The following is a 26,107-nucleotide window of genomic DNA, read 5'->3' on the forward strand; positions in this document are numbered from 1 at the left end:
ACGTTCTAGCATTGGTCTGTAAAAAACGTCCGGTATCCCCGGAGCCCCCTGTGCTACACCTGCCATCAACCGGGCGGGCAGTAAGGAGCCACATTAGATAAAAATATTGCTTGGCTATGCCTGAACTAGTGTCACCAGGTTTTTACCTGCTTCGTCTGCCTTTGCTTCCGTTAGAACGGGCCACAGCCCCCGGAAGAACCGCGCACACGTTTGCAGCAGACATAGCAGCTTCCTATGAAAGCCCTATTTTACAAGAAGCCGTCTACCTGGCCAGCCCCGCCCTGTACGACGAAATGATGAAGTGGCTGGGCAGCGCCGACCGCGCCGACGCCCGCCACCAGAAACTGGTACTGGCATTGTATCGTTACCTGCTCAGAATGAGCACACGCGCTACGCCCTATGGCCTCTTCGCCGGTTGTGCCCCCGGCGAAATTACACAGGCCCCGTCCCGGCTGGAGGTCAACACTACCCGTACCATGCACCGGGTAACACGGCTGGACATGAATTACCTTTCGGAGATCGCTGCCGCATTGGTACGCATCCCCGAAGTACGTTCGCAGATCAGGTTCTTTCCCAACAACAGCCTGTATCTCAACGGAGAATCTTACCGCTATTTCGAATATCAGCAGCCGGACAACAAACGGCGATATTTCCTGAGCGGATTTACCTGCACGCCCTACATCGCAGCAGTGATGGTAGCCGCTACCAACGGCGCCTACCTGTCGCAACTCGTAGAAGTGCTCCGGCAACAGGATATTGCCGAAGAGGAAGCAGCCAACTTCTTGCAGGTGCTGATAGACAACCAGATATTAACAGCTGAAACCGATCCTGCTGTTACCGGCGGCGATTATCTTTCCAGGATGATCCTGCTGCTACAGCGGTGTTCTCAGCCACCCGCCGTTATTAAGCCCTTATTGGCCATACAGCAGCTGCTGGAGCAACAGCAGCATGGTGTAAGCCGATACCAGGCGATCAGGGAAATGTTGCAAGTTCATTTCCCTGATATTAACGGCAAAGACTTCATCCAGTCCGACCTCTTCTTTACCCCACAGGCCAATCAGCTCAATAGCGCTACCATACAGCGTTTGGCAGATCAGCTTGAAAAACTTTCCATCCTCGCACAACCCGCCCCCGGCGCCGACCTGGACACGTTCAAACAACAGTTCGTCCAGAAATATGATCAGCGTGAAGTGCCGCTCATGCAGGCGCTCGACAGTGAGTCCGGTGTGGGATACGGCATTGTGAGTGGCGACAACTCCAGCTACACACCATTGATTGATGACCTGGTGATACCCGGAATGCCTGGCGCAGCCAGCATTCCATGGGATCACTATCACCGGCTGGTATTACAGAAATTCCTCGCCGCGCAACGCCAGGACGATACCGAGATCGTGATCACCCCCGAAGAACTGGATAGCCTCGCCGCCAAACGGGAACGGCCATCCATGCCGCCTGCTTTTTTCCTGCTCGGCTCTCTCGTAGCTACATCGTCCGCCGCTATGGATGCCGGCGATTTTTCCTTTGTGCTGAAATCATTTGCAGGCCCGAGGGCCTTGTCGCTCCTCGGCCGCTTCGCCGCCAGCAACGCCGCGCTGGCGCAGCAGCTGCAAACATATGCGCTACAGGAACAGGCGCAAACCCCGGACCGCATCATCGCCGAAATTGTTCATCTGCCCGAAGGGCGTACCGGTAATGTACTACTACGTCCACGGCTATACGATTATGAGATACCTTTCCTCGCTAATGCCAGTGTAGATCCCGAGCATCAGCTACCGCTGAGCGACCTCTATGTGAGCGTGCGCGATCAGCGCGTGATACTGCGTTCGCGCCGCCTCGGCAAAGAAATTATTCCCCGGCTTACCAGCGCCCATAACTATGCGCAGGGCCTGCCGGCTTATAAGTTCCTCTGCGACCTGCAACAGCAGCAGGAAGCGCGCAGCCTGAGCTGGGACTGGAGCTTCCTCAGCGAGCAGCCTTTCCTGCCTGCCGTACGCTACGGAAACATTGTGCTGAGCCGCGCCCGGTGGCTGCTCGATCAGAAAGAATACCAGGCCTTGCTGGATCAGCTCACGCCGGAAGCAGCCTTGCTGGCCCTGTGGGAGAAGTATAACGTGCCCGGCTATACGTTGTTGTCGGAAGGCGATAATGAATTGCCGATCGAGATCAGCAATCCTTATGCACAATTGCTGGTATTGGAAAAATTGAAGAAAGGAAGCGTGTTGTTGTTTGCCAATCCTTTCCAGGCAGATGCCAAACTGGTATCCGGTGATGAGGGCGCCTACGCCAACGAAGTGATCATTCCATTCGTCAACAAGGCATATGTATATAAGGCGGCCGTACCGGCCACTCCGCCGGCAGAGGCCTTGCAGCGTGTATTTGCGCCTGGTAGTGAATGGCTCTATGCCAGGATCTATTGCGGCCCGAAATGGATGGACAAACTCCTCACACGCGAGCTGCAACCACTGCTGGCCCGTTTGCAACAATCGGGATTGGTCAAACAATGGTTCTTTGTACGCTTCCAGGATCCTGACCATCATCTGCGCATCCGCATGATGCCATCCTCGCAGGCCGCTACCGGTGTGATCATACATCGCCTGCAGGAACATTTTCATGCCTACATCGAAAATGATGTAGTGAAGAAACTGCAATACGATACTTACATCCGCGAAACAGAACGTTATGGCGAACATACCATGGAACTGAGCGAGCAATTCTTTTGTTACGACAGCGAGGCCGTGATACAGTTGCTCGGGTTGATTCCGGGCAGCGAAACCAGCGACCGCTGGCTGTTTGCGCTGAGAGGAGCCGATGACCTGCTCACTGCTTTCGGTTTGCAGGAAGAAGAGAAACTGGCGCTTTGCCGCACACTCCATACCCGCTTTTTTAAAGAGTTCAATGGCGATGATGCTTTGTTGTTACAATTGAATCATAAATACCGTCATCATACAAGGCTGATCTTTGCGATGCTCCAACACAAGCCGGAGATGATGTTTCCTTCGCCGCAGGCAAGCGCTGTATTTGAACAACGCATACTAAAGTTAACGGATATACGAAAACAGCTGGAAACTATGATGGACAAGGGTATTATCCATCGCAGCGCGCACCTGGATCTGCTGCCGCACTACCTGCACATGTTCATGAACCGCCTGTTCATCGCCAATGCGCGCTTGCACGAACTGGTGATCTATCATTATCTCATCAGATATTATACATCACGCGTAGCGATGAAACATCAGAACTTAAAATCCAATTAAAATGAGGATGCCTTTCTAATAGCTGCGTGAAAAAAACGTAATATTGATATACTGTTAGTTTTAGCAAATAGTTACAACAACGATCTGAGAGCACAGACCATTATCTTTTAAACTATTAACCCTTTGAGCAAAACCTGAAATCGCTGAGAGCCTGAAATCCACCATCGGGAAAATTTACGGTTAATTATGCAGGCGCACGGAGGCCAGTATGATCATTGCTTTTAAGGCGTTCCTTTTACTACAGGCATAACGCAAGGCTATGAATATAGCTGATGTATATCTTTTTTTCATGCAGATACGATAGTATTCAACAACCCAAAATCTCAGTCAATGAAAACTCAAGCATTTCTGTTTCTTATCTGTCTTTTTGCAGGCGCCACGATGGTATCCTGTCAGAAAGATCATTCGCAGAGCAAAACTGATGGACCTAAAATCGCAGATGCGGTGTTAGCCCAAATCAAAGCAAAAGGTTTCAGTACGTCGAATGTACACGCAGTAAACGGTGGTTACCTGGTAGAAGGTGACATCTTTTTAAGCGACAAAGATCTCGCTAAAAAAGGTGGTGTAAATACCAAAGTCAGAGTAGCTAAAACCGAACAGTATTCCACCAATAACCTGGTAAATGGCTTACCTCGCACTATTACGGTGAAAGTGGTGAACCTGGGTTCTGCTTTCGTGCAGGGTACCGACCTGGCTATCCAGCGCTATAATGCATTGGGCCTGCGTTTGCAGTTCCAGCGTATCACCAGCGGCACAGCGGATATCACCATTCAGGGCTTTAACCAGGGCCCCAGCGGTGGTTATATTACCCTGGGATCATCCGGTTTTCCTGATGACTACGGCAACCCTTATTACCTGGTACAGATGAATACCAATTCAGCTGCCTATGGCAGCAACCCGAACGTATATTATGTTGGTTCCGTGATCCAACATGAGATCGGCCACTGCATTGGTATGCGCCACACGGATTATATGGACCGTTCCTATAGCTGCGGCGGCGATCCGATAGATGAAGGCGACGGCGGTGTGGGCGCTGTATGGATCGATGGCACACCCAGCGGTCCCGATGCCAACTCCTGGATGCTCGCCTGCTCCAACGGCGGCAACCGTACTTTCAACAGCAATGATATCATTGCTTTGAATTACCTCTATCAATAACATATCACCAGCTCTGCATGAAAGATTCAGGTTACGCCCCGCCCGGGGTGTAACCTTTTTTTGGGCCCAATGGGGGGCAGGGCTCATCTGCGGCGTCATATGAATAACTTAGACCTACACTGATTAGAAATTGTAATTGATGACGCGCACCTGCAACTGCTTAATGAAAGCGTGGGTGGTATTGGTTTGTCTGTTGCTGCTAGCAAGAAACGTTTGTGCACAAGGTTCCGTCATGATTCACGGGAAAGTGGTGAACAAATTCACAGAGGAGCCTTTGCCATTTGCCACTGTGTACTGGAAGAGCGCCGGTTTCGGCGCCATGACTGATAGCACCGGCGCTTTCAGTCTGAAGAAAAGTCATATAACCACAGATACGCTGGTTACGCGTTACGTAGGATATGTGCAGCAATACCTCCCTTTACCGCAAACCGGCCATACACCGCTGATCATAGCGCTGGAAGCCGCCATGAAAGAGGGCGTGGAGATAAAAGCCCATATGGACAAAGGCCTCGTATGGTGGCGCCAGGTTGTAGCGCATAAAGATGTCAACGCCCCCGCACATTACAACACCTACTACGCAGAGCTGTACAATAAACTGGAAATAGATCTCGCCAACATCAACAAAGAACGCTGGGAACATAATAAGCTGTTCAAGCCCTATACGGCCATCATCCAGCGCATGGATACTACTTCTGAACAAAAGCCTTTCCTGCCCGTATTCCTCACCGAATCTGTTTCTGACTACTATGTAGCCGCCGCGCCACCACGCATACGGGAAGAGATCCGCGCCATCAATACCAGCGGCATTAAAAATGAATCCGTGCTGGAATACCTCGGCGGTATTAACCAGAAAGTGAATTGCTACGATAACTACCTCTATATCTTCGGACGTGAATTTGTAAGTCCCGTAGGCGTTACAGGCGATAAATACTATCATTACAAAGGGCTTGACACCGTTACCGTAAACGGGCAGCAATATTTTCATCTGGCCTTCAGTCCCAAAAGAGAGGGCGAGAATACCTTCTCCGGAGATTGCTGGATACAGCGCCGCACCTGGGCTTTACAGAAGATCAGCCTGTCGGTTTCCGGGGCTGTTAATATCAACTTTGTGAAGCGGCTCGATATCATACAGGAGTTCAGTCAGCTGAATGAACATGAATGGGTGGTGGCCAAAGACCGTGTGATCATAGAGCTGGCGCCGATGGGCAAGCATAAGACTACTTTCATCGGAAGGAAAACAACCTTGTATCGCAACATCGCGGTGAACCGCGAGGATATCAACAGTAAGTTAGAGGCTAATAAAAGTAAAGAGCAGGTGGTAGTGAGCGATAGCGCCCTGCCCGCCGGAAAGGCTTACCTGGCGGAGCACCGGCCGGAATCGCTGAGCCTCAATGAGCAACATGCGATTACGTTGGTAGATACCTTACGCGCCATGCCGGCATTCCGGCGTTTGAGTAATACGGTTACTTTTTTGGTAGATGGCCATATTAAACTGGGCAAAGTGGAAATAGGCCCCTGGTACAAATGGGTGAGCCGCAACCGCCTCGAAGGCATGCGTTTCCGTTTCGACCTGGGTACCACGCCGGAGTTCAGCCGTAACCTGCGCCTGTTTGGCTACCTCGCCTACGGCTGCAAAGACGAATCGCTGAAAGGCAAGATGGCCGTGTCTTACAGGCTGCCGAGCGACAAAGGCTGGAGCCTGATGGCCTACTGGAAAGATGATATCGACAATACGCAACGCGGCTTCAACGGAGAAGAAGTATCGCTCGATAATATTTTCGGACAGATAGTGCGGCGCCACGGCATCCCACAGAAATTTATGCGGGAAAATGAAATGAAGTTCGCGGTTACCAAAACCTTTCCATCACATTTCTCTATAGAAGGTAGCACGGCGCGTACCGTGTATACCACCTTCGATCCCTTACCGCCACATAAGATGTACCTGCCGGACGATGAAGACCGGAGCCATGTAGTGAATACGGCTTTCCAGCTGAAGTTCCGCTATGCTCCCGGAGAAAAAGAGATCCGTACTTTCCGCAAGGTGCGCAGGCTGAAAGGCAATCAGCCGGTAACGGAGCTGAGCTATACCTTTGCGCCCTCGGGCGTGCTGGCCAGCAAATACAATTACCAGAAGCTGAACATGAGCATCACGCATCAGTTCCAGATACCGCGCTGGGGCCGTGTAAACTACATGGTGTATGCAGGGAAGATATTCGCAGACAAGATACCATTCATGTTATTGCAGATGCATCCCGGCAATGAAACCTATTATTACAACAAGGAAGCATTCAGTTTGATGAACAAATATGAGTTCTTCAGCGATCGTTATGCGGGTGTGAACATCGAACATAATTTCGATGGAAAGTTATTGAACCTCCTGCCTTTCATGCGCAGAACCGGCGTACGCCAGTTCTGGAACCTGAAAGCAGTTACCGGCGATCTCTCCCACGCCAATAAAGTGTATAACAATATTGAATACGGAAAATATTATGGCATGCGCTCATTGAATGGAAAAGTATATACAGAGGTGGGCACAGGTTTCGACAATATCTTCCGTTTCTTCCGGGTAGATGCTGTATGGCGCTTCTATCCGCAGAAAGCAAATGTATCTTATCTCAGCAACTTCGGCGTGTTTGGCAGTTTCCGCTTGCAGTTCTGACGATATTCGTACGTGTTAACATTTCGCCCCTACGGGGCGAGATGTCATCAGCAATGCGTTGCTACCAATATTCCGCCCCTACGGGGCGTAGCATTGGCAAAAGAGACAACCGCCCCGTAGGGGCGGAATATTGGTAGGGGCGAAATATTAATAACCATTCGTTCATCTGATAAACCTATGTGCCATGAGTATGCAACAAGCCAGACTTATTACTGTATTGAGTGCCGTGATGTCGCCTTTTGTGATCGCGCTTTGGATCAGTGCACTTGTTCCGGAGCGGGATGACGAGATCGTTGGCCTGTCTGTTTTCTTCACCCTGATCATGAGTTTATGCTATCTGCTCGGCAAACGTAGCCAGGCGCTTCACCGGAGTATGACGAGATAAAATAAAACCCGCGGCTGCCGCGGGTTTTACTATTATCCTTTAATTTATTGCAAAGACTGAATGGCCGCTTTGATATTAGGCAGCGGCCCGATATGTCCGCCGCTTCCTTGTGCGGTGCCGGTGTTGATCAGCAAGGTGCGCATTGCTCTGGGCGCCAATACTCCACCTTTATTCAACTTATACCATGATTGCACGGCGATCACCGCAGATGCTACGATAGGCGTGGCAGAAGAGGTGCCGGAGAAATCGTTGGCATAATCCTTATTCAGGCCGCCATTGTATAAAGATCCGTAGCCGGTGGTGGTAACGGTCCAGTCGCCCCAACCCTGTAAATGCACGTTGGCGCCATAGGTGGAGAAGCTGGCTTTGTTCCGGCCTGATTTCGTGCCGGCGCCTGCGATGATGGCGCCATTGTCGCCACGATTGCGGTAGCTGGCATAGAAAGGATCATCAAGGTTTTGATTGCCGTTGCCGGCGGCGGCTACCACAATGATGCCGGAATCCGTTGCTGTTTTAGTGATATCCCATACTGCCTGGTTATAATCGGCGGGAACATATTGGCCTCCTTGTCCGCCGGTTTGCATTTCATATAAGAAAACATCTCCGCGGCGGAGCCGGGCCAGTCCTGCTGCAATGCCACCGGGGCGGCCATTTACGCGTTCGGAGATCACATACATACTGTCGGCGCCGTATACCATACCGGTTACACCGAAGCCGTTGTTTTGCGCCAGCAGGATGCCTGCTACGGCAGTGCCATGATCTTTATATTGATCATCCGGCGGTGGCAGCACTTCGATGGCCCTGGCGCCAATGAGGTCTTCGTGGTTTTTGTTGAAGCCCCATTCGATGTCCGCGATCCGTATGCCAGCGCCGGTGATGCCTAACGACCACGCATATACGGCGTTGATGCCCCGTACGGTGGCATCGGTGGCATCTACATCGTTACGGTAATACTGTTGTGCGGAAAAGTCGGGCGTAGCGGGCGGCGGCGGCGGCGTTACCGGCTCCATGGCGGCGTATTCCACGATGTCGAGCTTTTCAAACTCATTGGCCAGCGCGAGCACATCGGCGGGCGCCATGGCGCTGGCTTCTTTCACGTACATCAGGCCTCTGAAGGCGTAGCGGTTGAAAACGCCTGGCGCCACAGCGGCTGCACGGCCCTGCTTCATCGCAGCTTTTTCTTCAGGGGCAAAGGGGATCGCCTGCTCATAGTTGTAGGCGTTGATACCGCCGGAAGACCTGCCCCAGGCCTGTGCGGCATCGGCGGTGCGCTGATCCGCAAATACGGGTTTGTTTTTTTCAACAGCCAGTATCTCGGCTGCCTTGAATTTTACCAGCAGGCGGTATTGATCTACGCCTGGCGTGATGCGGTTCTGGCCTTTCAATCCGCCGGAACTATTTACCTGGTTAACAGGGTTGTTGGCAGGGGTGTCCTGTGCTCTCTTGGTACATCCTGCAATGCTTAAACATAGCGCAAAGGCTAACAAAAGACGAGTTTTCATGATGTATGTATTGTGGTTGATGGAAAAATGCTACAGTATGCTTAAAGTACAGTTCACTGTGTCAGTTACGGGTTAATGTCTAAATTAACGATTATGGGCAGCATTATGTTCGCGGTGACGCACCAATATAATGTAAAACCTGACCGTAATTATATAACTGCCTCCATTCTTATTCATCTAATTTTGTGTCATCAATCATAAATATACATCTATGGAAAGCCATCAGCACGAACAGCATCACGGACATGAGCATCATCATGAACAACATCAGCATCACGATCACCATCACCATCACCATCAACATCAGCATCATGATCATCACAAGGGCCATGACAGCACCGGTGGCCATAATGAACATGCCGGTCATCATACCGGGGATTTCCTGAAACGCTTTTGGGTATGCCTGGTGATCACCATGCCGCTGTTGCTGCTGTCGCACATGATACAAACATGGTTGGGAGTAGAGTGGTCTTTCGCTGGCGATCAATATTTATTGCTGGCATTAAGCACTTTCATTTTCTTCTATGGCGGTTGGCCTTTCCTGACAGGAATGGTAAGTGAACTGAAATGGAAAAACCCTGGCATGATGACGCTGGTGGCAGTAGCCATTACTACCGCCTATAGCTACAGCGTGGCTGTGGTATTCGGTTTGCGCGGCATGGACTTCTTCTGGGAACTGGCCACTTTGATCGATATCATGTTGCTCGGCCACTGGCTGGAAATGAAATCGCAGATGGCGGCATCCCGCGCGCTGGAATCACTGGTAGAACTGTTGCCTGCTGTGGTGCACGTAGAACGTCATGGACAGGTATCCGATATTCCTTTGAAAGATTTACAGCACAACGATGTGGTGCTGGTGAAGCCAGGGGAGAAGATTCCGGCCGATGGCCTGATCCTCGAAGGTAACTCCGATGTAAATGAAAGCATGCTCACCGGCGAGAGCCTGCCAGTGAAGAAAAGCAAAGATGCCAAAGTGATCGGCGGCGCCGTGAATGGCAGCGGCGCATTGAAAATACAGGTAACCGGCACCGGTGGCGACAGCTATCTCAATAAAGTAATTACCCTCGTACAATCTGCACAGGGCGCGAAATCCAAAACGCAAAACCTCGCGAATAAAGTGGCGAAATGGCTCACCATTGTTGCTATCAGTGTAGGCGTGATCACCTTCATCGTTTGGCTGATGGCGGGCAAGGAATTGTCTTTCGCATTGGAAAGAATGGTAACGGTGATGGTCACTTCCTGTCCGCATGCACTGGGCGTAGCTATTCCGCTGGTAGTGGCGATCTCTACTTCCCTTTCTGCGGTGCATGGCTTGCTGATCCGCAACCGTACTGCATTTGAGAATGCGCGAAAACTTACTACCATCATCTTTGATAAAACCGGCACACTCACCAAAGGATCTTTTGAAGTACAGCAGATGATTCCCCTGAATAATACATTTTCCGCCGATGACCTGCTGCGCTATGCCGCTGCGGTACAGCAAAACTCCGAGCACCATATTGCGCAAGGTATCATGCGGAAACTGAAAGAGAAAGGAATGGAGCTGTGGAAATCTGCTGACTTTACGTATATGCAGGGGATAGGCGTGAAAGCTGTGGTGAACGGGAAAGATATAGTAGTTGCTGGTCCTAACTATTTCAAGCAGCAGCATATCGCCATGCCGGTTGTTCCTGCGGAAGTGGATCAGTCAACCGATACGGTGGTATTTGTATGGATAGATCATCAACCCGCTGGTATCATCACGCTGGCGGATGGCCTGCGGGAAAGCGCCGCCGCAGCTATCGCTGCATTGAAAAATATGAACATCAAATCCTTCCTGCTTACCGGCGACAATGAGCAAGTAGCTGCCGTCGTTGCGAAGAAACTCAATATGGATGGTTATCTGGCTAATGTACTGCCACATGAAAAGCAGCAGAAAGTAAAAGACTTCCAGGATAAAGGCGAGATTGTAGCCATGACCGGCGACGGCGTGAACGATGCGCCCGCCCTTGCACAGGCTGATGTGGGCATCGCGGTAGGATCAGGCACAGATGTGGCAGCAGAAACTGCGGACATCATCCTGGTTAACTCCGATCCGAAAGATGTAGTACAGATGATCGCATTTGGCCGGGCCACTTACCGCAAAATGGTACAGAACCTGTTGTGGGCCGTAGGTTACAATGTGATCGCCATACCGCTGGCTGCGGGTGTCTTATATCCTTCTTTTGTGCTAAGCCCGGCCACGGGCGCGGTGTTGATGAGTTTGAGCACCGTGGTGGTGGCGATCAATGCGAAGTTGCTAAAGGTATAAAAAACAAATGAGCGCCACCTGGCGCTCATTTGTTTTTTATACCTTTAACGGATGAAATCCATATCACTGCGAAAAGCTATCCGCAATGGACTGGTAGATGACATCGCCACTAACCTCGAGTTTATTGATGAAAATGTTCCTGACCTGCGTGTCATGATCTTCGATGAAGACGTAGTAACAGATGACCAATTCGATCTTTATGAGATGTATACAGAAGAACATATTGCCGGTTGCATCTTCAAAAAAAATCTTACTGTCCACAACTCCATCATCGATTACGAACCTGATACTTATTCCGCCTTTCTGCTGATTAATGGCGACCTGTCGTGTACCAACCTGGTAGCGGGTTGTACGGAGATCATTGTAAACGGGAATGTGCAGGTGCAGGATACTTTCATTGGCTATTATAATCATGGTCGTGTGGAGATAAAGGGTAACCTGCATGCGCGTGTATGGATAGAGGACGACCATCAGACGGAAGTGCGTGGAACAGTCACGGCGGCGGCCTATTCCGATTTTGCAGAATGGCGGGAACTTTTGTTGCCGGCGGTGGCAGATGAACTGGTGAAAGATAATTACCTGTTTGCAGGAAATGCCGCACTGATATCACGTATCGCCGCCGGGAAACCGGTGTTCGGGCAAGGCGCGGAACGTACCGGTATCACTGCCGAAGATTTCCAGCGCGTGGTGAATACTTCTTTATTTGCACCAGGTGTGGATAAGCTGGTAATAGACGTTGATAGCTGGTATATCTCAATTACCAGGGGCCGCAATATCTTCCTGAAAAATAAAATGGAGCAACAATCCTATTCGCTTGCTGTAGATGAAGAAGGAACGTATTATATGTTGTACGAATTACCAGACAGGGAATGGGAAGAGATACCCGGTGTGGAATCCCCGCAGTGGGAGCGGTTGTTGAGATATTTTCCCCGGGCGTTGCGCATCCTGCAAGCGCAAGAAAGATGGAATGAACAGTATAAACGAAAGATGGCGCCGGAGCCGCTTTGGAAGGGCATCTGGCAACTCATCCCTTCTGATGATACGGCTGCTTTTCAGCCGGTGGCTACCGATATCATGAACCGCGTATTATATGCCGCCGCCTACCCATATGCGTATATACATGCACGTTATACAGAAGAAAGCGCGCGGCGCGGATTGGCAGCTGCGCCGGAATGGCTGAGCGCCATCGCGCTGGTGGATGGTCTGTTGCAGCACCAGCTGATCGCCGAGCTGTCTGTTTATCAACCCCTGTCTGCACAACTCGATCTCCTGAATGTAGTGGTGGCCAAATACTGGAATACCACGCTCAATCTCCATGACGACTACGCCGATGCGCCGATCGATGATGACTACCTGAAACTGGTCAATGGCCAGCTGGCGGCATTCGGCATCGGGGTGATGCGCCTGGATGCAGGCATTGACAACTACCTGCTGGCCTGCGTACAACTCCATGCCACAGACGCTTTGCGCGAAGGCCTGCAAGCCGCTAATGTACAGCTGATCTACCCGGCGTAAAGTAAACTTGCTTTTGTCAAGTATTTTTGCGTAAATTAGCGTATGACCAGCGATATCATTCAATCTATCCGTGACTTCAACCGCTTTTACACGGCTATACTGGGCGTGGTGAACAACCATATCCTGGAAAGTGAATATTCCTTGACGGAAGCAAGGATTATCTATGAGCTGCGGGCATCGGCGGCGCTGACTGCCCGGGAGCTGAAGGAGAAATTATTCATCGACGAAGGATACCTGAGCCGTATCATTGCGCGTTTTGTGAAAGAGGGCGTGCTGCGTAAGCGGCAGGCAGCGGGGGATAAGCGGGTGTACTTGCTTGAGCTGAGCGCGAAGGGGCGGAAGATCGCTACGATGATCGACCAGCAGTCGGACCTGCAGGTAGCCCGCCTGATCGGGCACCTGGACAAGCGCGAACAGCAGCAGTTGGTCAGCCTGGTTACACAGGTAAAAGATCTATTGACTAAACGATAACACGTTATGAACGAAGTAGCCATCAAAGCCGCTGCCAGCGCGGCGGAATACCAACAAGCCAGGATGTTGTTTGAAGAATATGCCGCTTCACTTCCTTTTGACCTGGCCTACCAGGACTTCCAGAAAGAGCTGGCTGAGATAGACCAGCAATATCACCAGCCGGAAGGCGCGCTGCTCCTTTGCCGGGTAGACGGCGAGGCAGCAGGCTGCGTAGCTGTGCGCCGCTTCGCTGAAGGCGTGGCCGAACTGAAACGGCTATACGTAAAACCAGCCTATCGTAACCTCAAGCTGGGCAAGCGTTTGCTGGAAAGCGCCATCAACACCGCCCGTGAACTGCAATATGATTTCATACGGCTGGATACCGTACCGGGGCAGGCAAAAGCGCAGGACTTGTATCGCTTCCTCGGCTTTTACGAGATAGCGCCGTACCGTTTCAGCCCAATCGAGCATACCATTTATATGGAGATGAAGTTGTAGTGACGCCTTAATAATACTGCCTTCTTTTTACCGCCGTTTGAACGACTGGCAGGAGGCGGAGAGCAAAGAAGATTCACGCACCTATTCTTTAACAGCGTTGTAAAATAAATCATAGCGCTGGCTGCAGGCCAGCGCTATGATTCAATGGCGCCTGCCAAAATTCCGCAGGAACTCCCTCGTAAAAGTAATGCTCCTGTGTGGATCCAGCAGCACGGGTGGCGCGTTATCTGGCGCCATGTTCAAAGTATTGTTATTGTCTGTTACTACCCTGATCGTGTTGTCGTCTGCCGCTACTACTGTTACTCCGATCGTTGCTTCAAATAATTCTGATCTGCCATTTACACGGAAGAAGAAACGTAGCTGGAAGTGTTCGCCCACTGTGGCGACCGCCGACAAGCCGCCGCCATAGGTGGATGGATAGGCGGTGTTGCTATGCGCATTGGTAACCCTTGGCGTGGCACGTACTACCGTGCCGCTGGAAGGCGTGCCGCCGCTGTGTGGCGGCGTGTGCGGGATACCAGGCGTGCCGGGTGATGATGGTTTTCTTGTTTCTCCTTTTACGGTCCAATGGTGCCAGTAGCCAGGGATGGGTACGCGCGTGCCGCTGCATCTGTCTACAGGACCGCCTTCAAATTCGAGGTTCATCGTATGTCTTACTTCTCCGTTTTCATAAGGCACAAAGCCCGTCAGGCTTTTCTTTGGCGCATCAAGACCGTAGTAATAGCAGCCATCTGCCTGTGTGGGGAAGAAGCCGTCCAGTTGCAGCCTTTTTGGGTTTGCCCGGTGACCGTATTCAGAATTAGCGCGTCCATCGCCATCTTCATGATAGGTGGTTGGATCGAGGTACACGCCAGGGGTCAATAATTTTCTTGCACGTACAATTCTTCCATCATCATATTCCGTCTCGAAATAACCTTTGACGTTCTGTTGGTATTCTCCGCAAGCACAATCGCACCCTGCTTCGGGATCATGTCTGAAGCCGATGAGCATATCAAATGCATCCGCCTGCAGCATCAGGAATGGCCATTGTGTGAACATAGGAAGATCGCCGGAGGGGAGGAGTGCCCAGCTTACGCACGCGTGTCTGGGCGGCTTTTTCGGCTGTTCTTTCGGGTCTTTTGGATCTTTCGGGTCCTCTGTACCCGGCGGTGGCGGCTGTGTGCCGGGCGGAAGCACCGGAATGATCGGCGGCAGTGTGCAAACGCTGGGCAGGGCAAGGCAAAGACAAGCCTCCCAAAAAGCGCCGCAGAGCAGGATCGGGATCAATATCAATCCGCCGCCGCCAAGTCCGCAGAGGATAGGCGTTTGTGAGCAATCCCAATCACGGGTTGCTGGCGGTTGTCTTCTTCCAGGTGGCACTGGCGGCACTGGTGGCTGTCTGCGGCCGGGCGGTATCACCGGTGGTTGCGGCCCGGGATCCCTGTTGGGCGTATCTTGTGAAGGCGGCACATCCTGTTGCCCGGGCTGGCCGGGAAGATGTTGCCGCGCGGCGTTGACAGTTGATACCAGCAGCATATCCACCCTTCTGTTGCGCGATCTGCCGGAAACCGTTTCGTTCGAAACGGCGGGATTATCTTCTCCTTCTCCTCTGCTGCTGATCCTTGATCCCAGTCGCGCGCTCAGGTAGCGCCTCACTGCGGCTGCCCTTCTCACTGACAAGGGATCATTGACAACCGGCTCACCGCTGGAATCAGTGTTGCCTACTAACTCTACCCGCCAGTTCTGTGCATTCGTTTGGCTCAGCACAAGAATCAGCTCATTCAATACTTGTATATGATAAGGTTTCAGCTGGGCGCTGTTGATGGCAAAATTGTAAATGCTTATTGACAGCGGCTGCATCGATACTTCTGCCTGCCCCGGTGAAGATTCCGACTGTGCTATTTCCTGGCTGCGCGACATCTCTTCGTCGCCGGTCCGCTGGATGGATTCTTCCGCGCTGCCGGACAGTATATCCATGGTTTCTTCCTGATCCACTACGCGGTTTATTTTCCTGCTGATACCGCCCTGCTGGATCGTGTGCGTAAGTTCATGTGCCAGCAAATGCTTGCCACTGGCTGTTTCTGGCGAAAACTTGCCAGCATTGAAATAGATATCATTACCTACTGTAAATGCCTGTGCACTCAGCTCGCGCGATAGTGCTGTTGCATAGCTGGCGGTATGTATCCTGACATCGGAAAAATCTGATCCGAAGCGGCTTTCCATGAACTGTTGGGTGTTGGCAGGAAGTTTATCGCCCCGGCCTTTGGTGGCTTGTATCTGTGCGGTAGCGCTGGCGCTGGCGGTGATGCCGCCTTCTTTTCTTTGCAGGAAAGAGGTGGCAGGTTTTAATCTCACCTGTTCTTCTTCTTCGCAGTGCGCGCATTTACGTTGCAGAAAAGAAGCGGTATGCGCTTGCTTTTCTTCTTCTTCGCAATGGGCGCATTTGCGTTGTACGAAAGTAGTTTCAGGCATGCGCATCACTTCATCGGCTTTGCGTTCGGCCTCATCTTCCAGTGGATCGTCAGGCGCGCCCACGGAGAGTTTGGGCATGATCGTAAACGGGCTGGACAACATGGTGACCAACTCTTCTTCCTGTGGTGCTCCGGTTCTTTCAGCGGTGGCGGCAGTGATAGGAGCAGCCTTTTGGGGAACGGCTGTGGAGGTGTTCATTTTTGGGGTGTGTATCTGAACAGTAAGTTACAAAGAATTTTCGGATTTGTGGATTTATGGATTTACGGATTTAATTGAAGCGGAGATGAGGTTGTTCATCTCCGCTTCAATTAAATCCGTAAATCCGTAAATCCACAAATCCGAAAATCCTACCTGGTCCAGGTTACCCTTGCTGTTTTTACATCGCGGGAGTTACCGCCGATCATGATATCGAAATCGCCGGGTTCCCAATCGTATTTCAGGTTGTTGTTATAGAATTTTAGATCTTCTGGTGTGATATTGAAGGTGATGGTTTTGGATGTTCCTGCCTTCAGCTGTATTTTCTGAAATCCTTTCAGCTCTTTTACCGGGCGGCTTACGGAGCCCGCCAGGTCGCGGATGTAGAGCTGTACCACTTCTGCGCCGTCGTATTGGCTGGTGTTGGCGAGCGTTATGCTGGCTTGCAATGTTTGATTGCCTTTTAAAGCAGCGGCGCTCAGTTTTATATCTCCATAACTAAAGTTGGAATAACTTAACCCAAATCCGAAAGGATAAACAGGATCATTGGAGACATCGAGATAGTTGGAGCGGAACTTCTGGAACCATTTCCCTTCAGCAAGTGGGCGGCCGGTATTCAGGTGAGCGTAGTAAAGTGGTATCTGGCCTACGTTCTGAGGGAAGGTCATGGTTAATTTTCCAGAAGGGTTTACATCGCCGAAGAGCACATCTGCGATGGCGGTTCCGGCTTCGGAGCCACCGAACCAGACGTTCAGGATGGCGGGTACATTTTTCTCTTCCCAGTCGAGCGTAAGCGGGCGGCCTGTGAACAGCACGAGTACCACGGGTTTGCCGGTTTTTAACAATTCACGGAGGAGGTCTTGTTGCGCCTGCGGGATATTCAGATTGGTTCTGCTGGCGCTTTCGCCGCTCATCTCGGCGGATTCGCCCATGGCGGCGATCACTACATCCGCTTCGCCGGCGATCTTCAGCGCTTCATTTTTCATCTCTTCCGCAGATCTTTTATCCCGGTTCAATGTTTTGCCAAACATGGTGGCGCGTTCTTCGAGTGTGGCATCGTCGCTGAGGTTGCAGCCTTTGGCATAAGTGATGGTGGCTTTATTGCCCAGCACTGCTTTGAGGCCCGCCAGTAAGGGGATAGAGCGGTCTTGTACCGTGGCTACGCTCCAGGTGCCGGCCATGTTATTGGCGGCATCTGCGAGTGGGCCTATCAGCGCAATTTTGCCTGATTTTTTCAGCGGCAGGATATGGTTATTTTTCAGCAGCACAAAACTTTCCGCAGCGATCTGTCGGGCAGCGTTACGGTGTTCCGCCGTGAAGATGTCTGTTTTAGCACGTTGCGCGTTGCAGTATTTATAGGGATCGGTGAAGAGGCCTAATTTATATTTTGCTTCCAGCACGCTTCTGCAGGCAGCATCGATTTCGGCGAGCGTTACTTTTTTCTCTGATAGCGATTTTTTCAATGTTTTCAGGAATCCTTCTCCCACCATATCCATGGCTACGCCGGCTTTCAGGGCGAGAGCCGAAACGGTTTGCAGGTCGCCCATACCGTGATCGATCATTTCATTGATACCGGTGTAATCAGTTACCACAAAGCCTTTAAAGCCCCATTGCTGGCGCAATACGTCTGTGAGCAGCCAGCGGTTGCCGGTAGCGGGGATGCCATCAACCACATTGAAAGAGGCCATCACGCTGCCTGCGCCTGCCTCAACAGCCGCTTTGTAAGGAGGGAAGTATTCGTTGTACATGCGCCAGTGGCTCATATCGGCGGTATTGTAATCCCTGCCTGCTTCGGCGGCGCCATAGAGCGCGAAATGTTTGACACATGCCATGATATTGGTGTTGGACGAATAATCGCCCTGGTAACCTTTTACCATCGCTTTCGCAATTTGCGAACCCAGGTAAGGGTCTTCGCCATTGCCTTCTGAAACCCTGCCCCAGCGCGGGTCGCGGGCGATATCTACCATAGGGCTGAAAGTCCAGCAGATGCCATCGGCGCTGGCTTCGATCGCCGCAATACGTGCCGACTGCTCAATTGCTTTCATGTCCCAGGAGCAGGAGAGGCCCAGCGGAATGGGGAAAGTGGTTTCGTAGCCGTGTATCACATCCATACCAAACAGCATGGGTATCTTCATGCGGCTCTCTTCCACGGCCACTTTCTGAATGGCCCTGATCTTGTCGACCCCTTTAATGTTGAAGAGGCCACCTACTTTTCCTTCTTTAATATTCTTGCCGATATCGGAGTTGGTAGCGGCGCCGGTGGTAAATTCCCCGGCGCTTGGCAGGTTGAGCTGTCCTATCTTTTCATCCAATGTCATCTTGCTCATCAGGTTGCTGATGAAAGTATTCATCCTGGAAGCTTGCTGTGCCTGCGTGCCAAGGTAAGCCGGCATGGAGGCGAAGGCAAGCAGTAGCATCTTTTTTATCATGGTTAAATGGATTTTTATTCATGGTCAAGATAGTAAAAAATGAGGAGCTCCCGGAAGGCGGGGGCTATTCCATACTCTATACTGCCTTGAAACAGGGAGTATCCTGCCTTGATCCATATAGTAAGCGTTCACCGGGTGCTGATCAATTCAGGTGATTCTCATACAATCGGTATGGAAATTTATTTAAACCTGAAAAATTACAGAAGAAACCTTTGTTTTTGAATGGCCGGGGCAAGCGCTTCTTACTAGCTTTGTATAAAACAAAACAATTTATGCTTCACACTAGTAAATACGCAGCCCTGTTGATTTTTACGATGATCTTTGTATACAAAGGATTTGGCCAGGGCGTAGATGAATTACGATATTTCAAAACCGGCGACGGGGTCAGGATCGCCTACCGGCTCGATGGCGCCGCCGACAAGCCCGTATTGGTACTGGCCAATTCCATGGCCACAGATATGAGTATGTGGGATGGCCAGATACCTGCATTTACCAAATACTTCCGTGTGTTGAGATTTGATACCCGCGGCAGCGGCCTTTCAGACGCGCCCGAAGGAGACTATTCCGTGGACCGGGCGTCAATGGATCTTGTTGATCTGCTGGATTCACTCCATATAGACCGGATACATTTTCCGGGCTTGTCGTTCGGTGGCTGGATCGGGCAATGGCTGGGCATTCATGCGCCATCGCGTGTTAATAAGTTGGTATTGTCCAATACTTCTTCTTACATGGGGCCTGAAAAATATTTTAATGAACAGATACAAAAGCTGCGCAACGGCGGCAGCCTGGAGCCCTATGCCGCGATGTTTATTCACAACTGGTTCCCGGATAATTTTGATCCGGCCGAAGTGGCCAGATTCCGTGCGATGGTGCTCGTTACCCCGCCACGCGGCCTCGCTGGCACATTTGCGGCTGTTCGTGATGCAGATTTGCGCAAGACCATATCGCTCATTACCACGCCTACCCTTATCATCGGAGGAACAAATGACAGAGCCACCCCTCCCGAACATAGCAAGCTGATTGCCCAAACCATCCCTCATTCAAAATTGGTGATGCTGCCGGTAGTTCACCTGTCGAATGTTGAGGATAAAGCGACCTTCGAAAAAACAGTGCTGGATTTTCTGTTGAAATGATACTGTTTCCAATATAAAAGCGCAATACATTTCATCCATGTATTGCGCTTTTATAGCGTTACAGGCATCGTGTCTTTTTGTTAATCCGATCAGAGATAATATCTTGCATAAGCAACACCTCCAGCGAATGAAATATCTCTTTAGTTTTTTCTTCTTGCTCTGTACAATCACTGCTTCAGGTCAGGCGTCCTTCCCTGTCGGTTTTAAATTAATAAAAGGAGATAATCCAATGGGAGAAGATGATAGATACAGCAATGGGAAAGAAGTTTTTCAAACGCATCTCTACTGGAGATCCTATGATCACTACATCTGGAATGATGAAAAATATAAACAGTATGTAGCAGATGGCATGGGATTTCCATTTCATCAAACCAGGGATAGCCTTCTCTGGGGAACCGGGAAAACTGCCGATGGATTTTACTCTTATGCAGTGGTAGACTGGGGCGGTGAAGTATTTGAACTTTTTTCTAAATACAATGATACCGACTTCTCTTACTATTCGAAATGGCTGATAACTTCAATAAGGGAATATCGTAAGAAAGGGAAGCGGTTCATATTCGCCAGGAGAATAATCAAATAAAAAAAATCATTACAAACGTACAAATCACCCAGGCCTGAAAATAAAATGAAGTGCCAGTGATAAGTAAGTCAGCAGCTGGACATTTTGTCCGGCTGTTTTATTTTGCGTGGGACGTATGTACTTGATAATAATATACTCAGTCAGAGGTTTCAACTGCTTTTCCTGCTGTATGGGATGATAACCATCAGCTGTGTAAAACTCTATCGCTCTGTCTACCCTGTCTACTTTTACATACCATACGCTTCCTATAGAATATCCGGTGATGGTATCGGGTCTCGTTATTTTTCTGAAATGATTCAGTTTAAAGGTGTCCAACGCAATAACCGGAGCGTCGCCGGGTTTTTGATCACAGGAAACCTGTTCGTAATGATCATAAGCCCAATACATGCAATCTCCTTTGCCTCGCGGATACTTACCAGGTGATAACCAGTATGCGCCTATCAATACGGTTAAAGGCGGAGATATGATCCAAAGCGCGATTTTCAATATAGATGATGGCTTCTTCTTTTGGGGAGGGATGGGTTGTAAGAAGGTGACTGGATCATCCACCGGAGTATCTGCCTGCTCTTCCTCATCTTCCTTTTCCCTGATTTCCTCGACCTCCTGCATGTCGGAATTTTGGGAATTCCCGGTATCCTTCTGCACTGTTATCTCTCCCACATTATATTTTGTCCCCAGTTGATAGGGTCTCGGCTCAAAATCGATCAACCATGCCAGCAGTTCAACATTCTTCGTGTCAGTATTTGTAATCTGCTTTTTCAGGAAATTCACCAGGGGCTTAAACTTGTCGGTTTGTTTTTTAAATGCCTGAATATAGGCGCCCGGACTGTCCCGTTTTCCCAAAAACTCCCTGAGCAAATGCTCATCCTTTGACAGGTAACGTTCGGTGCAAACGGCAATACATTCTTCCCTGATATTTGCTGCGGTGGGGTGTACCAGGCGATGCGAAAGCAAGTTTTCCGCCTTCTTTTTTTCGTAATCACGCAGGACTAGCGTCTGATAATCAATAAACATTTTAAAAGTATAAGGTTTAAAGCAACTGAATTTTTGGAATCGGTCGGGCATTTCAGGAATTCGCAGGGAATTATCGGAATTCCCGGAATCGTTTGCTAATCACCGGTTTACGCCTGCATATCTTTGCCTTGAAATCAATTGACCCTGCATTAGCTAGCGGGTTTACTGTACAGAAGTGATTTCACCCTGAGTAACGAAAGCGGAGGCTGGTAGTCAGCCTGGGAAGTGTTTACCAGCTTCTGCAATCAATACTCAACCTCCTTCCCAAAAAATGTAAGAAGCGCTTCTTACTCCTCTTGCGGCGCAGCATTGGCTGGCCGTCCTAACTCATCACTTCTAAAAAAAACAAAATGCTTACATTCTTTATAGCAATGTTCTGGGCATTGGTATGTCCGGACCATAATAAAACATCTAACAGTCATCAAGGTTCACAGATAACCACTATGGATACAGGCGGTGAAACAGGACATGTGCCTCCATACCCTCCGCCTCCTCCGCCTCCCCCGGTTCATTAGGTAAATTTCAAGGTAAGGCAAGGATTTCCTTGCCTTACCTTTTTATTAGCCGTGCAGCATGACGTTGTGATAAAAAAATTATATTTGTTCAGGTTCGCGTTTTTACCTCATAATAGTCCATATATCTTCTTTACCCTGCAAATTATCAACTTGAGAACGTTACTATTCTTACTCGCATTAGCTGCCTGTCTTCTGGCCTGTAACAAGAAACATGTTGTTGTTCCTTTTCCCCAAGACCCCGATTTTGCGAAAGGGGACGCTTTTTTATACACACATAAGGACTCTGCATTCTATTATTTTTATAAAGTGGTATCGGATTCCCGCGATAGCCTGCAAATTGCCATGGCTTATAATCGTATGGCAGTTATTCAGTCCGACGAGGGCGACTACTTCGGCAGCCAGGAAAGTTTGTTAATGTCCCTGCGGCACTTAGATGAAAAGAACCCAAGGGATTCCGCCTGCCTCGCATCTGATTATAACGAGTTGGGAACGACCAGTCTGAACTTGAAAAATTATGATGCAGCCATTCATTACGACGATCTGGCTTTGAACTTTACTTCAAATGATGGTTTTAAACTGATCTTTCTAAACAATAAGGCAGTTGCTTATCAGAAGAAGCGCGACTTCGCCAGTGCCATCGCTATTTATGACGATATTATCAATAAGCATAAAGGAGATAAACTTGCATATGCCAGGGCGCTGTCCAACTGGGCGCGAACAAAATGGTTGCAGGATTCCAGTTACAAGGCCGCGCCGGAATTATGGACGGCACTGCAAATCAGGATAAATGAAAAAGATCTTTGGGGGCAAAATGCCAGTTATTCCCATCTGTCCGATTATTACTCCCGCACCCGCCCGGACTCGGCATTGACATATGCCGATAAGATGTATGCTATCGCCCGGCAACTTAATAGCCCTGATGATGAGCTGGAAGCACTGCAAAAATTGTTGCTGCTCGCTTTGCCCCAGGACATGCGGCAATATTTTGAGCGCTATCAATTTTTAAATGACAGCTTGCAAACTGCCCGTAATAATGCTAAAAATCAGTTCGCGCTGATCCGGTATGATGCCCAGAAAAATAGAATGGAAAACCTGCAGTTGCAAAAAGAGAATGCTTACAGGAAACTGCAAATCATCCAACAACGAATGATGATCTATGGCGGCATATTGCTAGTGGTTTTGGGTGTTTTCATTGCGGCGATCTGGTATCGGAAACGTAAGCAAAGCATTATTCGTGAACAAGCATTGAAAGACTCTAAAAAAGTACATGATGTAGTGGCCAACGGTTTATATTACATCATCACAGCAATAGAGCACAACGGTATCATGAACGAAGAAACCCTGTTGGATAAACTTGAAGACCTATACGAAAAGTCCCGTAATATTTCATATGAGCAATCAGAAAACAATAACGAAGCATACCATGATGAAATTGCCAAACTACTGGGTGTCTTTAAAACAGAGACAACAGCCGTATTGACGGTTGGTAATAATGAAGCATTATGGGAAAACACAAGTAAGGCTGCCCAAACAGAAGTGAAATACATCTTACAGGAATTAATGGTGAATATGAAAAAACATAGTGCTGCCAATAAGGTATTTATCAAGTTTGAAAAAAATATTCATGAGATCAAAATATGCTACACCGACGACGGCATTGGATTTTCGCCCGAATTTAGACCAGGGAACGGATTGAAGAATACGGTTTCCCGTATTTCCGGCATTGGCGGCAATGTTAAATTTGTTACAGACGTAGTAAAAGGAGCTAAAATTCTGATTTCTTTTCCAATATGATAAGTAAAGTATTAGTTGCCGAAGACCATGAAATTGTAAATGTCTCTTTACAACGAACCCTGGAAGGACTGGGGATTGTTGAAATAGATCATGCTTATTATTGTGACGACGCACTGAAAAAAGTGCAGGTGGCATTACAGCGTGGCCGGTCTTATGATCTGCTGATAACTGATCTCTGTTTTGATGATGATGGTTCCGCACAACAGATTACCGATGGTTCGTCTCTGATAGCAGCAGTGAGGAAAGTGCAGCCGGACTTAAAGATCATTGTGTTCTCTGTAAAGTGTGATGCATCAGTTATTGAAAAGCATCATGTTGATGGTTATGTGCTTAAAGCCAGAAATGACGCCAAAGATCTTTTGAAAGCAATAGAGGCGGTGTCTAAAAACCAGTCTTATTTTCCACGATCGCTCCGGCAAATGATCAGGCAGAAAAACGCCTATGATTTTACGCCATGCGATCTTGCCATCATAACGCTTCTCGCAGAGGGCGTTGCTCAAAAAGATATCCCTGCGCACTTACAGAAAGATAATATCCGTCCTTCCAGCTTAAGCAGTGTGGAAAAGCGGCTGAATAAAATGAGAGAAGAATTGAATTGTTCCAAGAACGAACAATTGATTATTGCCTGTAAAGAGATCGGCATCTTGTAATACGGTTAATAACGCTTTGAATGATTTGCCATTGCATCAGCAATGGCATTTTTATTTCTGTTATAAAAAAATACTGACTACGGTTTCCCGTAAGGACCGACATTTTTCATCCGCTAATTTTGAACCGTAGTATTACTCTTTCCTTTCGCCATTTTACTGAATCCATTTTGTTATTCCCAAAATATAAAATTAAAACTGTTTTTATGGGTTGGTTGTATCGCAAATCTGTTAGTGCCGGGCCATTCAGAATAAATTTTTCAAAAAAGGGCACTAGTTATTCAATGGGAGTGAAAGGCGCACGAATCAATACGGGCCCCCGGGGAACTTACGTCAGCCTGAATGCACATGGCATCAGCTACCGGCAGAAGATTCCTGCTGCTGGATCACGGTCTCCCATATACGAAATTCCGCCTGATAACATACATAACAATATCACGTCTGCGGCTGTGGAAGAGCTGACAGATACGGATTCCCAGGCGTTTATTGCAGAAATTAATCAGAAGTGCGCTCAAATCTCTTATGTGAAAGGAGTGACATGGCCACTATTGCTGATGCTGGCATGGGCATTATTTATCTCTTTTGGTCAGCGGGAAAGAATAGTACAAGCCGCCACAGATACCACTTTTCTGAAGATCACTGCATTAAATGATATAAATGTCAGGAAGGAACCTAATGTGAAATCAAAGGTGCTGCAAATGGCGGGCTATGATGAAACCTATCCATTGCTGGATGCCTCCAACCCGCAATGGTTTAAAATAAGATTATCTGACACCGTAGGCTATATCAAACGCGAACTGGCAGAGGCGGTGCATCTGCATACTGATGAGGTAAAAGAACAAGAGTTGTACCTGGTGAACGAATACCTGGGATATGAAATAGTGCTGTATTTTCTTTGCGTGATACCGCTTGTTTATTGGCTAAAAAAGCTGGATAGGAAAAGATTTGCAATGGAACTCCACTACGATATGGACGATAAATACAAACATGTATATGAGCATTTCAATGCACATTTCGTTGCCTTTACCCGATGTTCAAGAATCTGGCAATACCTGAATGCGCAAAGTACAACGGACTTCAAGCGAAATGCAGGAGCCAGTAAGGTGATAAAAAGGGTGAGAGTAAAAGGTTTATCCGGGAACAAAATGCCGCTGCCTCATTTCGTTACTAATGTAACCATCCCATGGATATCGCTTCATAACATGGAATTATATTTTTTACCTGAACGCTTACTGATAAAACGTGGAAATACTTTTGCAGCTGTGTTCTATAAAAACTTGCAGATAACAGGTACTGCCAGCGCCTTTGTGGAATCAGAAATGCTGCCACCGGATGCCCGGGTGCTTGAGTACACCTGGCAATATGTAAATAAAAACGGCGGCCCGGACAGGCGTTTCCACGACAATCGCAGATTCCCTATATGCGCTTACTCAGAATATACATTTAGATCAGGTACCGGAATTTTTGAGGTCATTGCTACATCGAGACCGTCGGCCATGGATAATTTTGCCAGTTTTATCAGAAGGATAGGAGAGCTGCAAACCTGGATGGAAGGGAGTTATCAGTGAGTCGCCACAAGTTGCCGGGCAAGTACTGCTGCCATTTCTTTAGAACTGAAAGGATTTTGCCCGGTAATCA

The 26,107-nt window shown here is 49.1% G+C and carries 17 protein-coding genes; 13 read left to right on the forward strand and 4 right to left on the reverse strand.

What is annotated here, in order from left to right; genetic code table 11:
• Positions 1-116: 116 nt before the first annotated feature.
• From FPG75_RS03315 to FPG75_RS03330, 4 genes are all read left to right on the forward strand, one after another.
• Positions 117-3,254, forward strand: a complete 3,138-nt coding sequence (locus FPG75_RS03315; RefSeq protein ID WP_143305130.1) for a lantibiotic dehydratase — start codon at positions 117-119, stop codon at positions 3,252-3,254.
• Between the two features lie 330 nt (positions 3,255-3,584).
• Complete coding sequence (locus tag FPG75_RS03320; RefSeq protein ID WP_143305131.1) at positions 3,585-4,412, forward strand: M57 family metalloprotease; 828 nt, start codon at positions 3,585-3,587, stop codon at positions 4,410-4,412.
• Between the two features lie 232 nt (positions 4,413-4,644).
• Complete coding sequence (locus FPG75_RS03325) at positions 4,645-7,071, forward strand: DUF5686 and carboxypeptidase-like regulatory domain-containing protein (protein WP_161596649.1); 2,427 nt, start codon at positions 4,645-4,647, stop codon at positions 7,069-7,071.
• Positions 7,072-7,255: 184 nt separating this feature from the next.
• Positions 7,256-7,456 carry a hypothetical protein gene (locus tag FPG75_RS03330; protein WP_143305133.1) on the forward strand — a complete coding sequence of 67 codons (201 nt, stop codon included), beginning with the start codon at positions 7,256-7,258 and terminating at the stop codon, positions 7,454-7,456.
• Positions 7,457-7,500: 44 nt separating this feature from the next.
• On the opposite strand, the gene FPG75_RS03335 is transcribed toward FPG75_RS03330, so the two are convergent.
• Entirely contained in the window at positions 7,501-8,958 is a 1,458-nt protein-coding gene (locus FPG75_RS03335; protein ID WP_143305134.1) for a S8 family serine peptidase, read from the reverse strand.
• 211 nt (positions 8,959-9,169) lie between these two features.
• On the opposite strand from FPG75_RS03335, the gene FPG75_RS03340 reads away from it, so the two are divergent.
• From FPG75_RS03340 to FPG75_RS03355, 4 genes are read left to right on the forward strand one after another with little or no spacing between them, the layout of a single operon-like run.
• Positions 9,170-11,248 carry a copper-translocating P-type ATPase gene (locus tag FPG75_RS03340; RefSeq protein WP_143305135.1) on the forward strand — a complete coding sequence of 693 codons (2,079 nt, stop codon included), beginning with the start codon at positions 9,170-9,172 and terminating at the stop codon, positions 11,246-11,248.
• A gap of 51 nt (positions 11,249-11,299) precedes the next feature.
• Positions 11,300-12,763 carry a DUF6630 family protein gene (locus tag FPG75_RS03345; RefSeq protein ID WP_143305136.1) on the forward strand — a complete coding sequence of 488 codons (1,464 nt, stop codon included), beginning with the start codon at positions 11,300-11,302 and terminating at the stop codon, positions 12,761-12,763.
• Positions 12,764-12,805: 42 nt separating this feature from the next.
• Entirely contained in the window at positions 12,806-13,234 is a 429-nt protein-coding gene (locus FPG75_RS03350; protein WP_143305137.1) for a MarR family winged helix-turn-helix transcriptional regulator, read from the forward strand.
• A 6-nt stretch (positions 13,235-13,240) separates the two neighbouring features.
• On the forward strand, positions 13,241-13,711 hold the full coding sequence (locus tag FPG75_RS03355) for a GNAT family N-acetyltransferase (RefSeq protein WP_143305138.1): 471 nt from the start codon (positions 13,241-13,243) through the stop codon (positions 13,709-13,711).
• A 141-nt stretch (positions 13,712-13,852) separates the two neighbouring features.
• On the opposite strand, the gene FPG75_RS03360 is transcribed toward FPG75_RS03355, so the two are convergent.
• Positions 13,853-16,360: an eCIS core domain-containing protein gene (locus FPG75_RS03360; RefSeq protein ID WP_143305139.1), complete on the reverse strand. Its 2,508-nt coding sequence runs from the start codon at positions 16,358-16,360 to the stop codon at positions 13,853-13,855.
• 149 nt (positions 16,361-16,509) lie between these two features.
• Positions 16,510-18,786: a beta-glucosidase BglX gene (gene bglX, locus FPG75_RS03365; protein WP_143305140.1), complete on the reverse strand. Its 2,277-nt coding sequence runs from the start codon at positions 18,784-18,786 to the stop codon at positions 16,510-16,512.
• A gap of 272 nt (positions 18,787-19,058) precedes the next feature.
• Here bglX and FPG75_RS03370 point away from each other — a divergent pair, with 272 nt between their 5' ends.
• Both FPG75_RS03370 and FPG75_RS03375 read left to right on the forward strand, forming a co-directional pair.
• Complete coding sequence (locus tag FPG75_RS03370) at positions 19,059-19,919, forward strand: alpha/beta fold hydrolase (protein WP_201747875.1); 861 nt, start codon at positions 19,059-19,061, stop codon at positions 19,917-19,919.
• A gap of 127 nt (positions 19,920-20,046) precedes the next feature.
• Positions 20,047-20,499, forward strand: a complete 453-nt coding sequence (locus FPG75_RS03375) for a hypothetical protein (RefSeq protein WP_143305141.1) — start codon at positions 20,047-20,049, stop codon at positions 20,497-20,499.
• A gap of 24 nt (positions 20,500-20,523) precedes the next feature.
• Here the strand turns inward: FPG75_RS03375 and FPG75_RS03380 are convergent, their stop codons facing one another.
• Positions 20,524-21,564, reverse strand: coding sequence for a hypothetical protein (locus FPG75_RS03380; protein WP_236654189.1), 1,041 nt, complete (start codon positions 21,562-21,564; stop codon positions 20,524-20,526).
• A 614-nt stretch (positions 21,565-22,178) separates the two neighbouring features.
• On the opposite strand from FPG75_RS03380, the gene FPG75_RS03385 reads away from it, so the two are divergent.
• From FPG75_RS03385 to FPG75_RS03395, 3 genes are all read left to right on the forward strand, one after another.
• The gene (locus tag FPG75_RS03385) at positions 22,179-23,822 is read left to right on the forward strand and encodes a tetratricopeptide repeat-containing sensor histidine kinase (RefSeq protein WP_236652715.1); all 1,644 of its coding nucleotides are present in this window, start codon (positions 22,179-22,181) and stop codon (positions 23,820-23,822) included.
• On the forward strand, positions 23,819-24,472 hold the full coding sequence (locus tag FPG75_RS03390; RefSeq protein ID WP_143305143.1) for a DNA-binding response regulator: 654 nt from the start codon (positions 23,819-23,821) through the stop codon (positions 24,470-24,472). The genes FPG75_RS03385 and FPG75_RS03390 overlap by 4 nt, the downstream gene beginning before the upstream one ends.
• Positions 24,473-24,591: 119 nt before the next feature.
• On the forward strand, positions 24,592-26,037 hold the full coding sequence (locus FPG75_RS03395) for a DUF4236 domain-containing protein (protein ID WP_143305144.1): 1,446 nt from the start codon (positions 24,592-24,594) through the stop codon (positions 26,035-26,037).
• Positions 26,038-26,107: the final 70 nt, after the last annotated feature.

The organism is Chitinophaga vietnamensis (genome assembly GCF_902167635.1).
GTDB lineage: Bacteria > Bacteroidota > Bacteroidia > Chitinophagales > Chitinophagaceae > Chitinophaga > Chitinophaga vietnamensis.

What these genes read in the sequence shown, in the direction of transcription:
- FPG75_RS03360 (WP_143305139.1), bottom strand. Translation starts at nt 16,360, where the DNA reads ATGAACACCTCCACAGCCGTTCCCCAAAAGGCTGCTCCTATCACTGCC.
- FPG75_RS03370 (WP_201747875.1), top strand. Translation starts at nt 19,059, where the DNA reads ATGCTTCACACTAGTAAATACGCAGCCCTGTTGATTTTTACGATGATC.
- FPG75_RS03315 (WP_143305130.1), top strand. Translation starts at nt 117, where the DNA reads ATGCCTGAACTAGTGTCACCAGGTTTTTACCTGCTTCGTCTGCCTTTG.
- FPG75_RS03355 (WP_143305138.1), top strand. Translation starts at nt 13,241, where the DNA reads ATGAACGAAGTAGCCATCAAAGCCGCTGCCAGCGCGGCGGAATACCAA.
- bglX (WP_143305140.1), bottom strand. Translation starts at nt 18,786, where the DNA reads ATGATAAAAAAGATGCTACTGCTTGCCTTCGCCTCCATGCCGGCTTAC.
- FPG75_RS03380 (WP_236654189.1), bottom strand. Translation starts at nt 21,564, where the DNA reads ATGCCCGACCGATTCCAAAAATTCAGTTGCTTTAAACCTTATACTTTT.
- FPG75_RS03390 (WP_143305143.1), top strand. Translation starts at nt 23,819, where the DNA reads ATGATAAGTAAAGTATTAGTTGCCGAAGACCATGAAATTGTAAATGTC.
- FPG75_RS03320 (WP_143305131.1), top strand. Translation starts at nt 3,585, where the DNA reads ATGAAAACTCAAGCATTTCTGTTTCTTATCTGTCTTTTTGCAGGCGCC.
- FPG75_RS03375 (WP_143305141.1), top strand. Translation starts at nt 20,047, where the DNA reads ATGAAATATCTCTTTAGTTTTTTCTTCTTGCTCTGTACAATCACTGCT.
- FPG75_RS03325 (WP_161596649.1), top strand. Translation starts at nt 4,645, where the DNA reads ATGATTCACGGGAAAGTGGTGAACAAATTCACAGAGGAGCCTTTGCCA.
- FPG75_RS03345 (WP_143305136.1), top strand. Translation starts at nt 11,300, where the DNA reads ATGAAATCCATATCACTGCGAAAAGCTATCCGCAATGGACTGGTAGAT.
- FPG75_RS03340 (WP_143305135.1), top strand. Translation starts at nt 9,170, where the DNA reads ATGGAAAGCCATCAGCACGAACAGCATCACGGACATGAGCATCATCAT.
- FPG75_RS03330 (WP_143305133.1), top strand. Translation starts at nt 7,256, where the DNA reads ATGAGTATGCAACAAGCCAGACTTATTACTGTATTGAGTGCCGTGATG.
- FPG75_RS03350 (WP_143305137.1), top strand. Translation starts at nt 12,806, where the DNA reads ATGACCAGCGATATCATTCAATCTATCCGTGACTTCAACCGCTTTTAC.
- FPG75_RS03335 (WP_143305134.1), bottom strand. Translation starts at nt 8,958, where the DNA reads ATGAAAACTCGTCTTTTGTTAGCCTTTGCGCTATGTTTAAGCATTGCA.